Here is a 12,692-nt window from a genome sequence, read left to right on the forward strand (position 1 = left end):
ATACGCAGCGCGTGCGTTCGCTACCCGATCAGGCTGGGCTGCAGGTCTTTCAGCGTGCGCGAGCGCAACGTCTTCGCTACCCCGAGCGCCGAGATCAGCACCGCGATCACGAGCACCAGGCCGAGCTTCAACGCCTCACTGGCCGCGTCGGCGAGATCACCGCCGTACATGAGCTGCCGCAGCCCGTCGACCGCGAACGACATGGGCAGGTAGTGGTGCAGCGTCGCAAGCGGAGCGGGCAGCGTCTGCCAGGGGAACGTGCCGCCCGCGGTGACGAGCTGCACCACCATGAGTACCAGGCCGAGGAACTGCCCCACGCTGCCGAGCCACACGTTCAGCGCGAGGATGATCGCGGCGAACGTCGCCGACGCGAGCGCGATAGTGCCGTAGGCCGCGACGGGGTGCGAGAAGTCGAACCTCAGCGCGAACGCCACGATCGCGAACAGCGCGAGCATCTGCGTCGCTCCGAGCAGTGCGGGCGTGGCCCAGCCCGCGATCGTGATGCGCAGCGGCGTGTGCAGCGCGGTGACCGCGCGACGCGAAACCGGCTTCAGAATCAGGAACAGCGCATAGATGCCGATCCAGGCCGCCAGGCTCATGAAGAACGGCGCGAGCCCGGCACCGTAGCTGCCCGCGGACGTCACGCGACTCGTCTGCACGTCGACCGGTTGCGCGATGTTCTTGGCCTGATCGGCACGGAGTTCGGCCGAGCTATCCGGAAGCTTCTTCACGCCATCGGCGAGCCCGTCGCGCAGCTGCCCGGCGCCGTCGGTGAGCGTGCCGAGACCGGCCTGGAGCTCTCCCGAACCCGAGACGAGCTGCGCGAGCCCGTCGTCGAGCGCCACGGAACCATCGGCGGCCGAGGAGATGCCGCTCGTCAACTGCGGCGTGGCATCCGCGAGCTGTCGCGAGCCGTCGGCGACCTGCTGCGCACCGCTCGCGAGCGTGTCGAGCTGCGCGCTCGCGCCCTGCACCTGGGCGTTCACGTTCGTGAGGTCGCCGCCGACCCGATCCATCGCCGCACTCACGCGGTCGATGACGCTCTGATCGACCCCCGCATCGGTCAGATCTTGCAGGATCGCGGTGCGATCCCCCGCGAGCGCGTCGACGGCCTGCTGGCTGAGCCCGGCCGCATCGCGGCCGTACTGGGCGACCGTCGCGTTCCCGGCGGCGACCTGCGCCGCCCCGCTCGCGAGTGCCTCTGTGTTCTCGGGCAGGGATGCGGTCGCGTCGCGCAACTGGCCGAGACCGGTCGCGAGCTGCGAGGAGCCGTCTTTCGCCTGCTGTGCACCCTCGTGCAGCTTTCCGGCGCCATCTTCTGCACTCTGCGCCCCGTCGGTGAGCTTCGTGGCGCCGTCGCGCGCCTCGATCAGCGAGCCACGGATCTCCGCGATCCCGTCGAGCAGCGACTTCGCCGCCTCGCGGTTCACCGACTGCACGATTTGCTTCTGAATGCGCTGCACCGCCTGCTCGCCGATCGTGGTCGCGAGGTAGCTGTTGGCGTCGTTCGTGGTGAGCACGACCTCGGCTCGGTGTGGGTCGTCCGTCTGCGACGACTGCAGCGATTCCGAGAAGTCTTTCGGCAGCGTTACGACGAAGTCGTACACCCCGTTATTCACACCCGTTTCGGCGTCGTTCTCGCTCACCTCGTGCCAGTCGAAGCTGCCGTCTTCGACGAGGTTCTTCGCGACCTCGTCGCCGATGACGCGTACGTCGTCACCTTGCTTCACGCCCTGATCGGAGACGACCAGCGCGACGGGCACCTGGTTGAGCTTGGCGTAGGGATCCTGATTCGCCCACAGGTAGAGGCCGCCGTAGAGCAACGGCACGCACATTAGCGCGACGAACGCGAGACGCGCCATCTTCGTCGCCCACAGGCGCGCGAACTCGGCCCGAATCATCTGCGGAATCTTCACGCCTCATCCTCCACGTGCTGCGTCAGCGCACGCGTGCGCGATGACGTCTCCTCGGTGATCGCGACGAACTCGCGCAGCGGCATGACTTCACCCGTGCCCCACCCGTCGGGGTGCGCAGCGATTGCCGCTCGCGCGGCGCGGCCGGCGATCACCAGCACCGCGGCACCGGCGTCAGCGAGTTCGCAGGCGGTGCGCCACCACTCCTCGGGGTCTCCCCCGTGGCGGTCGGGCGACACGAGCACGATGCCCTCGACGCCCGGTCGCTGCAGCGCCAGCTCGCACAGCGCCCGCACCCGGTCGCCCGGCGCGAGATCACCGATGGGGAGCCGCGCGTGATGGCGCAGTCCCAGGCGCTCGAGCTCGCGGCGCACCGCCGGAGGGCCGCCGAACTTGCCCGCGAACATGAGCTCCTCCGCGACGACGTCGGCTAGCAGAACGTCGCTGTGCGGCTCGCTGACGTCGGGGGCGTCGACAAGCGCGATCCGGCGCCGCAATTGCTTCGCGTCAGGAACGTCGTCGATCGCGACCTCGCCACTGTCGGGCTTCATGCGCCCGGTGACGATCAGGCCGAGCACGGTTGGGCGCTGGGCCGTCTCGGCTTCCACGAACACCGCTGTGCCCGATGACATCGTCACATCGCTCGGCGGGAGCGCCCGCCCACCCGGTCCTTTGCTGACCGCCGTCGCCCGCACCCGCATCAGTCCGTCTCCGTCCTGTTCGATCCTCAACCCTGCGAGTGTAGTCCTCTCTTACCGCGCACGCGCGTCAGGTGAACGGGCGTTCGAGTTCACAGGTCGTCGATGACGATTTTGTGCATCTGGAGCAGGTGTTCGAACGCGTTTGGGCGTTCCATGAGCTCCCCCATGTTCGCCGGGACGATCTGCCAACTCACCCCGAACTCGTCGGCCAACCAGCCGCACTGCTCCGCCTCGGGCACCGCCGAGAGCGCGTCCCAGATGCGATCGATCTCCGCCTGATCGGCGCAGTGCACCTCGAGGGAGACGCCACAGGTGAACGAGAAATCTTGCTCGACACCCGAGTCCATCGCCCCGAATGTCTGCCCCTGAATGCGGAATTCGCTGTACATGAGCGCCTCGGGAGTCGCCGGCCCTTGCGCCTCGCCGTAGGGGTATGCGCCGCCCGCCTCGAACTCGGGGAACACCTCGGCGTACTTCGCTCGGGCCTCGCCTGCGCGATTCTGGGCCGCACCGCCGAAGAGCAGCGAGGGAATCACAAAAGCACCGTCGTCGCGCACCGGGTCGGCGAGACCCAACTGCCAGCTCACGCCGTAGCGATCCTGCACCCAGCCGTAGTAATCGCTGAACGGGTACTCGTCGAGTGCCATCAGCACGGTCGCCCCGGGCTGCAGCCCGACCCACACACGGTCAAGCGCCTCACGCGCCTGCTCGACGCTGCCGAAGCGATCCGCACCGAACATCAGAAAAAACGAAATCGACGGATTCGGTGAGAACTCGTCGCCCGCGTTCACCAGGGTCAACCGGTATCCGGCGACGTTCACCGCGACCGTGAGCGGCAGCCCGGCGAACGGTTCTTGAAAATCGAGCAGCCCGGTCTGCGGGTAGCGCGACTCGACCTCGGTCGTGGTGTCGGGAAGCACGTCGGCGTAGAACTGACCGACCTCCTCCGCGTTTCGCGTGCACCAGATGTTCGGCACGATGAACTGGTCGGTCATGATCCGTTCCTTTCGGCTCCGCTGCCTTGCTGCGCACCCGATCCGTGTACCGGGCACCGTCGCGCTGCTCCCAGTATCGGCCCGCTGCTGCCCCGCGACAAGGGGTCAGCGGGTGTCCGACCGGTGACAATTCGCGGGTGGCGCGGCACAATGTGGGCAGAGGTCCGCTTCCGGATCTCCCGAGCTGCAAGGAGACCCCATGTCCATCAGCCTCAATCCCTACCTCAACTTTCACGGCACCGCGCGCGAGGCCCTCGAGTTCTACCACTCGGTGCTCGGCGGCGAGATCCGCATCATGCAGTACGACGCGATTCCCGGCATGATGGGCGACCCGGCCGAGGCCGAGAAGATCATGCACGGCCAGATCGACACCCCCGATGGTCTCACGATCATGGCCGCCGACTACCCCGCGTCGATGTCGGAGCTTCCCGACGCGGCCAAGCCGGGCAACTCCGTCTGTATCTCGGGCGACGACGATGCCCGCATTCGCGCGCTCTGGGACGGCATCTCGCAGGGCGCGGAGATTCGTGAGCCGTTCGCTCAGGCGCCGTGGGGTGACACGTTCGGCATGCTCGAAGACCGATTCGGCGTGCCGTGGATGTTCAGTCTCGCGCCGAAGGCTGCAGACTGAACGCGGTCAGGATCGCGTCGGCTGCGCACTGAGCCACGCGTCGAAGGCGGGCCCCGCGATCTCGGCATGGGCGGGGTCGCTCGGTAGGATGCTGCCGTCTCGGAGCGCCCGGCCGAACCCGCCCGGCAGCGGCAGCTCGATCACGCGCGCGCCGTCCCCGCGGTGTGCGAGCAGCGCCCGCATCATCTGCGCCATCCGCTCCTCGCGGGGGCCGACCAGATCGGGCGCGAGCCCGACGGGCTCCCCCACCGCAAGCGCGACCAGGTGCTCGGCCACGGTGCGCGCGGCGATCGGTTGCGAGCGCATGGCGGGCGCGCCAACCCACGGGCCGAGCCGCATGCGGTCGATCATCTGCGCCGCGAACTCGTGGAACTGGGTCGCGCGCAGCACGCTCCAGGGCACTGTGCCGGCGGTCACCGCAGTCTCCTGCACGGCCTTCCCGGCGTAGTAGCCGTGCGGGGCGCGATCGACGCCCACGATCGACAGCGCGACATGGTGGCGCACGCCCGCAGCGGCGCCCGCCGCCAGCAGCGCAGCGCTCGCTGCGGCGAAGAATGCTCGTGACTTCGCGGCCGACGTCGTGGTCGTGCCCGACGCATCGATCACCGCGTCGACGCCGGTGAGGTCGAGGCCAGCGCCCGACACCAGATCGACGCCGCTCGCACGAGACAGCACGCGCACGTCGAAGCCCTGCTCACGAGCCACCTCAACCACGTGGGTGCCGACCGTGCCGGTGCCGCCGGCTACTGCGATGATACTCACGCGCGTGCTCCTGTCTCGGCGTCGTATCCGATCAACCACCGAACTCCGAACTGGTCGACGACCTGGCCGTCGCTCGCACCCCAGGGGCGCGATTCGAGCGGAAGGATCACCCGACCGGTGGCCCCCAGCTCGTCGAACCAGCGGTGCAGTGTCTCGGGTTCCGCGGCGCCGAGCAAGGCGAAGAACATCCCGCCCATGTGCACGGCGTCTTCGTCAGGCCCGGCATCGGCGGCGTACACCGTGACGGGACCGGTGAGCGTGGCGTGGGCGATCGCGTCGCCAGGGCCGTCTTTGCGCCCGAACTCGGCGAAGGTGTGCGACTGCAGCTCACCGCCGAACACCGTACGGTAGTGCGCGAGCGCTTCGGCGGCGTTGCCCGGGAACAGCAGGTAGGGGGTCAGACCCGCCATCACTTCCTCCAGTTCCCGGGGCACGCCGTGCCGCGTCGTTAGTCGCGCAGTTTCGCGTCGAACGCGAGCTCGGCCGCCGCGACGCCCGCGAGCTTGGCCTCGCTGGCTTCCTCGGCCTTGAGCGTGCGATCTTCGGCCCGGAAGCGCAGCGCGAACGTCAGCGCCTTCGTGCCGGGCTCGATGCCCGTACCGCGGTAGTCGTCGACGATGCGCGCAGTCTCGAGCAGCTCGCCGGCCCCCGCAGCGACGACCGCGAGCACGTCGCCCGCGGCGATGTCTTCGGCGACGACCATCGTCAGGTCTTGGGTCGCGGCCGGATACGTCGACAGTTGCGCCGTCTCGGGCTGGCGCGGGGCCAGCTCGATGATGCGCTCGAGGTCGAGCTCGAAGGCGGCAACGGCACCGGGCAGGTGATGCTCGGCGACGAGCTCGGGCAGCAGCTCGCCGGCGACGCCCACGACGACGAGGCCACCCTCGTCACCGTCGACATCGGAACCGTCGGTCACGCGGATCGCCAATTCGGCGGTGCGGCCCGGGTGGAAGGCACGGTGCGCGCCCTGCGCGACCACGAGCTCGGCCGAGACCGCGCCGGCAATCGTGCGCGCCGCGTCCAGTGCGTCGCTCCAGTCGAACGCACGGGGCGCCTCGCCCGGCTGTTTCGCAACTGCGTCGCCGAGTAACAGGCCGGCGGCGCGGCGCGGCTGCGACGGAATCGAGGCGTTCACCTCGGCCAGAACCTCTGCCGAGGGGCGCTCCGCAAGCGGCGGAACGGACTGCGTGCCCAGCGCTTCGCCGGTCGCTCGCGGTTCGAACACGAGCCCGAACTCGACCAGACCGAGGTCGGTGAGCCCGCGCGACACGTTGCGCTGGGCCGCGGTGACGAGACCCGGCAGCAGCGAGCGGCGCAGGAATGGCGACTGCGCGTCGAGCGCGTTCGCCAGCTTGATCGCCGCTATCGGTGCAGCAGCGGAGTCTGCTGCAACGGCTGCCGACTCCGCGGTCTGCAGCTCGGCACCCGCGCCGAACGCGTCGAGCTGCGAACGTGAGACGAAGGGGTAGCTCTGCACCTCGTCCAGGCCGGCCGCAGTGATCGTGTCGGCGGCGCGGCGACGGAGGCGCTGCTCGCGCGTGAGCCCGCGACCGGCGGGTGCGATCGGCAGCACCGACGGAATGCGATCGTAGCCGACGATGCGCGCCACCTCTTCGACCAGGTCGGCCGGGCGACTGAGATCCGAGCGCCAGCTGGGGACGGTCACCACGAGCACGCCGTCGGTGTCGGCGGTGATGCTGCAGCCGATCGTCTGGATCGCGACACGCGCCTCATCGTCGGTGTAGTCCGTGCCGAGCAGCCCGTTGACCCGCGCCAGGGGCAGCCGCACCTCGGCAGGCTGCCAGTCGGCGACGAGTTCAGAACCCAGCGCGTCAGCGGTGCCGCCGGCGAGTTCGACAAGCAGATCGACCATGCGCTGTGCGGCGGCGCGCGCCACGAGCGGGTCGACCCCGCGCTCGAAGCGCTTCGACGCCTCGCTCGGCAGCTTGTGGCGACGCGCGGTGCGCGCAATCGACACCGGATCAAACGTGGCGGCCTCGACGAGCACGTCGACGGTCGAGGCGTCGGCCTTCGTCGATTCGCCGCCCATGACGCCAGCGAGCCCGATGACCCCAGACTCGTCGGTGATGACGAGATCTTCGACGTGCAGCGTGCGCTCTTGACCGTCGAGTGTGACGAGCGTCTCGCCCGCGGCGGCACGGCGCACGGTGATGCCACCGGTGAGCTTTGCGAGATCGTAAGCGTGCAGCGGCTGGCCGAGTTCGAGCATCACGTAGTTGGAGATGTCGACCTCGAGCGAGAGCGAGCGGATGCCCGCGAGCTGCAGGCGCGACACCATCCAGGGCGGGGTCGGGCGCGACTGATCGATGCCGCGCACCACGCGCGTCACGAACCCGCTGGCGCCCACGCGGCCGCGAATCGGCGCCTGATCGTCGATGGCGACGGCGAAACCCGACGCCGACACGGGCGTCACGGTTGACGCCGGGTCGGTGAACGAGGCCCCGGTGGCGTGCGCGTACTCACGGGCGACGCCGCGAATCGAGAAGGCGTACCCGCGATCAGGGGTGACGTTGATCTCCACCGCCGTGTCAGAGAGCCCGAGCAGCGCCTTCGCGTCTGCGCCGACCTCGGGGTCGAGCCCGAGGCGCGACAGCACGATGATGCCGTCGTGGTCGTCGCCGAGCGAGAGCTCGCGCGCCGAGGCGATCATGCCGTCTGACGTGTGCCCGTAGGTCTTGCGCGCGGAGATCTCGAATCCTCCGGGCAGCACGGCGCCAGGCAGCGAGACGACGACCTTGTCACCGGCCTCGAAGTTGTGTGCGCCGCAGACAATGCCGCGCACGTCGGCTCCACCATCGGCGGCCTCGAGCCCCTCGGGAGCGACGCGCACCTGGCACCAATTCACGGTCTTGCCGTTCGAGTGCTCCTCGGGCTCGCGCGAGAGCACCTCGCCGACCACCACGGGGCCGGTCACCTCAAAGCGGCGGATCGACTCCTCTTCGAAGCCCACGCGCACGAGATCGGCGTGCACCTGCTCGGGGGTGACGTTCTCGGGAAGCGAGACGACCTCGCCGAGCCAACTGAGCGGAACGCGCATTAGACCAGTCCTCCGAACTGACGATTGAAACGGACATCGCCCTCGACCATGTCGCGCATGTCGTTGATGTCGTGACGGAACTGCAGCGTGCGCTCGATGCCCATGCCGAAAGCGAAGCCCTGGTACTCCTCGGGGTCGATGCCCGCCGCGGCGAGCACGTTCGGGTCGACCATGCCACAGCCGCCCCACTCGACCCAGCGCGCGCCGCCCTTGGCGTGCGGCTGCCACACGTCCATCTCGGCGGACGGCTCGGTGAACGGGAAGAAGTTCGGGCGCAGACGGATCTCTGCCTCGGCGCCGAACATCTGGCGCGCGAAGTGCTCGAGGGTGCCGCGGAGATGCGCCATGGTGAGACCGCGATCGATCGCGATGCCCTCGACCTGGCTGAAGACCGGGGTGTGCGTCGCATCGAGCTCGTCGGTGCGGTAGGTGCGGCCCGGCGCGACGACGTAGACCGGGAGGTCACGGTCGAGGAGCGAGCGGATCTGCACCGGTGAGGTGTGCGTGCGCAGCACGAGGTGACGGTCGGCGGGATCCACGAAGAACGTGTCCTGCATCGCGCGCGCCGGGTGATCCGGATCGAACCCGAGCGCGTCGAAGTTGAACCACTCGTGCTCGAGCTCGGGCCCCTCGGCGATCTCCCAGCCCATGCCGATGAACACGTCGGAGATCTCGTCTTGCAGCTGCGTCAACGGGTGGCGCGAGCCCGCGGTGCGACGCACGGGCGCCGCGGTCACGTCGACGGTCTCGGCGATGAGGCGCGCAGCGGCCTCTTGCGCGACGAGATCGCTCTCGCGACCCTGGTACGCGCCCTCGATGCGGCCGCGTGCCTGCCCCATGAGCTTGCCGGTCGCGGCCTTCTCATCTTTGGGCACCGCGCGCATCTGCGCGTTGAGCTGAGCGATGGCCGAACCGTCGCCGACATGCGCGGTGCGCGCGGCTTTCAGCTCGGCGACGGAGCCTGACGCAGCGAAGGCCGCGAGCGCGGCCTCGACGGCTGCGTCGGCCGCTTCCTGGGTGATGGGATTCGTGTCTGCCACGAGTAACGATCTTACCGTCGGTCGTGCGCTTCGGCAGTCGCTGCGGCGAGCGCGGCGGCGAAGACGTCGACGGCGTCGACCTGCCCCTGCACCCATGCCTGATCGAGCGCCGCGGCGACGGGTTCGGGGAGCGACACGGCGCGCCGGCGCCCATCGACCTCGATGGAAAAGCGCACGGGTGCGCCGGTGCGGCGGTGCACTGCGGGCTGTCGCTCGAACGCACGACGATCCGGCATCGCATCGGGTTCGACCGGCACGAAGCGCACCGCGTCGCCCGGGCGCAACTGCGCGGCGAGGTCGGTGTCGGCGTCGACGACGGTGCCGATCACGGGGTACCCGCCGGTCACCGGGTGATCGGCGAGGAAGAGCACCGGTTGACCGTTCGGCGGCACCTGAATCTCCCCGCGCACCGTCCCCTCGCTCGGCAGATCGGCGTTGCTCGCGCGCGCGAGCGGCGCACCGTCGAACCGCAGCCCGACCCGATTCGCATCGGCAGAAAGCGACCAGGTGCCACCGGCAAACCGTTCGAGCGCCTCGGCACCGAACCAGTCGGCGCGCGGCCCGGGCACGAAGCGCAGCACGCACACTCCGTCGGCGCGAGGTTCGACGGGCACCCAGCCTCCGGCTTCGTCTGCCGTCTCAACCGCACCATCGGCGCCGACTGCATCCGCGCCATGTGCCGCACCGCGCGTCGCACCGTCAGCCGTGCCCAGCCCGAAGCACTGACCGGCGCTGACCGGCGGCACGCCGAGCCCCGAGAGCGTGTCGTGCGCGGCACTGCCCAGCACCGTACGCACCGCGAGGCCGCCGTGCACGGCGACGATACTTCGCAGCCCACGAGTCGCGGCCCCGACCTCGAGGGTCTCCCCCGCAGCGAGTTCGATCAGGCCGCTCCCCGCGCAATCATTGGGAACGACGCGATGCAGCCCTAAAGCGTCCACGATCGTGACATGCGCGTTCGTACCCGCGAGGGCGACGTTGATGGGCCGCTCAGCCCGAATCGACAGCGCGGCATTCAGCGTTTCGAACGCCGCCGCACCATCGGCATTGCCCACCGCACGATTGGCCCGCCGCAATGCACCGCGATCGGCGGCTCCAGAGGCGGTCACCCCGACTGCGGCAAAGCCTGGCCGCCCGGCGTCTTGCACGAGTGTCAGCAGACCGGGGTCGAGCACCCGCAGCGCGGTGTCGCTCGGCTCCGGGTGATCCGCAATCTCACGAGAAACGGGCGCTTCAGTGACCGGCGACCGGAGCACCTCGACCGCTTCCCGCACCGCACGGAAGCGCACCGTGTCGCCGGGTGCGACCAGCGCCGCGGGCTCGCGCTCCGCATCCCAGAACGGCACGTCGGTGCGCCCGAGCACCCGCCATCCGCCCGGCGAGGCGCCTGGATACACGGCCGAATACTCCGCGGCGATCGCGACGGACCCGGTCGGCACGGTCGTGCGCGGCGTATCGAGACGCGGTACGCGAAGACGCTCGTCGCCCCCGGTGAGGTAGACGAATCCCGGGGCGAATCCGCCGAAGGCCGCCGTCCACGACGCGCCCGTGTGTGCGGCGATCACCGTATCGACGCTCACCCCCGTCAGCCGCGCCACCTCAGCGAGATCGATCCCGTCGTAGCGAACGGGAACCTCGAAATGACGCCCCGGTGCACCGGCATCGCGGGCGCCGCTCGTCTGCGCCGCTGCCCGGCGCGCGACGTCCATCGCCGCCCGCAGACTGCGCCGATCACGGCACCGCATCATCACGGTGCGCGACGCCGGCACGATGTCGATCACGCCGTCGAGCGCCGCCGCGCGCAACGACTCGGCCATCTCGAGCACCGCGTCCAGCGAGGGCAGGTCGATGATGCACGCGCGGTCGCCGATTGGCCGAATCAGCGGGGCGCCAACCCCGGGCGGCGCCGCACCGAACGGATCGTCAGACGGCACTGCGAATCTCGATTCCGCGTGCCTCGAGCGCCGCGCGCACGTCGGCCGCGAGCTGCACGGCCGACGGGTGGTCACCGTGCAGGCACAGGCTTTCAGCGGGCAGCGAGACGACCGATCCATCGATCGCGGTGACTCTGCCGTGCGCGGCGATCTCGATCGCCTGCGCGACCGCAGCGTCATGGTCGAGCAGCGCACCGGGCGCGCTTCGCGGCACCAGGCGCCCATCGGCGGCGTACCCCCGATCGACGAACGCTTCGGCGATCACGCGCACTCCGGCGTGCGTCGCCGCCCGCGCGATCGCCGTGCCGGGCTGCACCAGGAGCGGCAGCGCCGCATCGAACGCCGCGACGGCTTCGGCCACCGCCTGCGCCTGCCCCTCGTGCGTCGCGATCGCGTTGTACAGCGCCCCGTGCGGCTTGACGTACGCGACATCTTCGCCGACGCTGCGGGCAATGGCGCGCAGCGCACCGAGCTGGTAGATCACCTCATCGGTCAACTCCTGCGGCGCGTACTCGATGAAGCGGCGCCCAAAACCAGCGAGGTCGCGGTACCCCGGATGCGCGCCGATCGTCACCCCTGCCACCGCTGCCGCTCGGCACGTTTCACGCATGCCGTGCGGGTCGCCTCCGTGAAACCCGCAGGCGACGTTCGCGCTCGTCACGGTCTCGAGCACGGCGGCGTCGTTGCCGAACGTGTACGCCCCGAACGATTCACCGAGATCGCAGTTCAGGTCGATGACCGGCATCTCAGTCGCCCGCGGCTTCGCCGGTCGCCGCGCGCTGCGCGAACGCCGTTTCGTAGAGCAGCACGCTCGCCGCAGTGGCGAGGTTGAGCGACTCTGCGGCTCCGTAGATCGGGAGCCGCACCGATCGATCGGCGAGCGCTCGATCCGCCTCGGTGAGGCCCCGCGCCTCGTTGCCGAACACCCAGGCGACCGGGCCGTCGAGTACCCCGTCGACGCGGGCGGCGAGCAGGTCAGCTCCCCGTACATCCGCCGCAATGGACGCGAGGCCGGCCTCGCGAGCGGCCCCAATGACCTCGGCAAGGCTCCCGGCGACCACGACGGGCAGGTGGAAGAGTGACCCAGTCGTCGAACGCACGACCTTCGGGTGGAACGGATCAACGCTCTCTCCCGCGAACACGACCGCATCTGCACCGGCGGCGTCGGCGGCGCGCAACACGGTGCCGGCGTTCCCGGGGTCGCGAATCTCGTGCAGGATCGCCACCAGCCGCGCGCCCGACAGAGTTTCGGCGAGATCGCTCTCCCACATCCGCGCGACGGCGACCACTCCTTGCGGCGACACGGTCTCGGCCATTGCCGCGATCACCTCGGGCGTTGCGTGCTCGAGACGCACGCCCGCCTCGGACGCGAGTCGATCGAGCTCGGGCTGCCAAGGCTCGGCACCTCGAGTCGCATAGACCGTTTCCACCAGATCGGCGCGGTGTACGAGCAGTTCGCGCACCGACTGCGGCCCCTCTACGAGGAAGCGGCCGTGATACTGGCGATCCTTCTTGCGGGCGAGCGAGGCGATACGGCGTACGCGCTCGGACTTCGGGTTGCTCAGGATCGCATCATTCACGCTCCCAGCGTACCGGCGTGAAACGCGAGAACCCCCGCTCCGAATGGAGCGGGGGTTCTCTGCGGTGTGGCTGCGCGA

Annotated in this window: 11 protein-coding genes; 1 reads left to right on the forward strand and 10 read right to left on the reverse strand. The window is 69.8% G+C overall.

Features of this window, described 5'->3' with window-relative positions; genetic code table 11:
• Positions 1-20: 20 nt before the first annotated feature.
• From CH42_RS12225 to CH42_RS12235, 3 genes are read right to left on the reverse strand one after another with little or no spacing between them, the layout of a single operon-like run.
• Positions 21-1,916 (reverse strand): YhgE/Pip domain-containing protein, encoded by a 1,896-nt coding sequence (locus tag CH42_RS12225; RefSeq protein WP_053353396.1) that lies wholly within the window; start codon positions 1,914-1,916, stop codon positions 21-23.
• Positions 1,913-2,644, reverse strand: coding sequence for a hypothetical protein (locus tag CH42_RS12230; RefSeq protein WP_239684035.1), 732 nt, complete (start codon positions 2,642-2,644; stop codon positions 1,913-1,915). The genes CH42_RS12225 and CH42_RS12230 overlap by 4 nt, the downstream gene beginning before the upstream one ends.
• 59 nt (positions 2,645-2,703) lie before the next feature.
• The gene (locus tag CH42_RS12235) at positions 2,704-3,609 is read right to left on the reverse strand and encodes a VOC family protein (protein WP_053353397.1); all 906 of its coding nucleotides are present in this window, start codon (positions 3,607-3,609) and stop codon (positions 2,704-2,706) included.
• Between the two features lie 199 nt (positions 3,610-3,808).
• On the opposite strand from CH42_RS12235, the gene CH42_RS12240 reads away from it, so the two are divergent.
• On the forward strand, positions 3,809-4,240 hold the full coding sequence (locus CH42_RS12240) for a VOC family protein (protein WP_053353398.1): 432 nt from the start codon (positions 3,809-3,811) through the stop codon (positions 4,238-4,240).
• Positions 4,241-4,246: 6 nt separating this feature from the next.
• On the opposite strand, the gene CH42_RS12245 is transcribed toward CH42_RS12240, so the two are convergent.
• Genes CH42_RS12245 through CH42_RS12275 form a run of 7 tightly spaced genes read right to left on the reverse strand, consistent with a single transcriptional unit; the run spans position 4,247 to position 12,614 of the window.
• Positions 4,247-5,002, reverse strand: a complete 756-nt coding sequence (locus tag CH42_RS12245) for an SDR family oxidoreductase (RefSeq protein WP_053353399.1) — start codon at positions 5,000-5,002, stop codon at positions 4,247-4,249.
• Positions 4,999-5,412 (reverse strand): VOC family protein, encoded by a 414-nt coding sequence (locus CH42_RS12250; RefSeq protein WP_053353400.1) that lies wholly within the window; start codon positions 5,410-5,412, stop codon positions 4,999-5,001. Before CH42_RS12250 ends, CH42_RS12245 begins: the two co-directional genes overlap by 4 nt.
• 38 nt (positions 5,413-5,450) lie before the next feature.
• Positions 5,451-8,060, reverse strand: coding sequence for a phenylalanine--tRNA ligase subunit beta (pheT, locus tag CH42_RS12255; protein WP_053353401.1), 2,610 nt, complete (start codon positions 8,058-8,060; stop codon positions 5,451-5,453).
• A complete protein-coding gene (gene pheS, locus CH42_RS12260) occupies positions 8,060-9,100 on the reverse strand; it encodes a phenylalanine--tRNA ligase subunit alpha (RefSeq protein ID WP_053353402.1) in 1,041 nt (346 codons plus the stop codon). The genes pheT and pheS overlap by 1 nt, the downstream gene beginning before the upstream one ends.
• A gap of 11 nt (positions 9,101-9,111) precedes the next feature.
• Complete coding sequence (locus CH42_RS12265) at positions 9,112-11,034, reverse strand: 5-oxoprolinase subunit B/C family protein (RefSeq protein ID WP_053353403.1); 1,923 nt, start codon at positions 11,032-11,034, stop codon at positions 9,112-9,114.
• Positions 11,024-11,779: a LamB/YcsF family protein gene (locus CH42_RS12270; protein WP_053353404.1), complete on the reverse strand. Its 756-nt coding sequence runs from the start codon at positions 11,777-11,779 to the stop codon at positions 11,024-11,026. Before CH42_RS12270 ends, CH42_RS12265 begins: the two co-directional genes overlap by 11 nt.
• A 1-nt stretch (position 11,780) precedes the next feature.
• Positions 11,781-12,614 (reverse strand): TrmH family RNA methyltransferase, encoded by an 834-nt coding sequence (locus CH42_RS12275; protein ID WP_239684036.1) that lies wholly within the window; start codon positions 12,612-12,614, stop codon positions 11,781-11,783.
• Between the last annotated feature and the right edge of the window lie 78 nt (positions 12,615-12,692).

Source organism: Leucobacter musarum subsp. musarum (assembly GCF_001273845.1).
GTDB lineage: Bacteria > Actinomycetota > Actinomycetes > Actinomycetales > Microbacteriaceae > Leucobacter > Leucobacter musarum.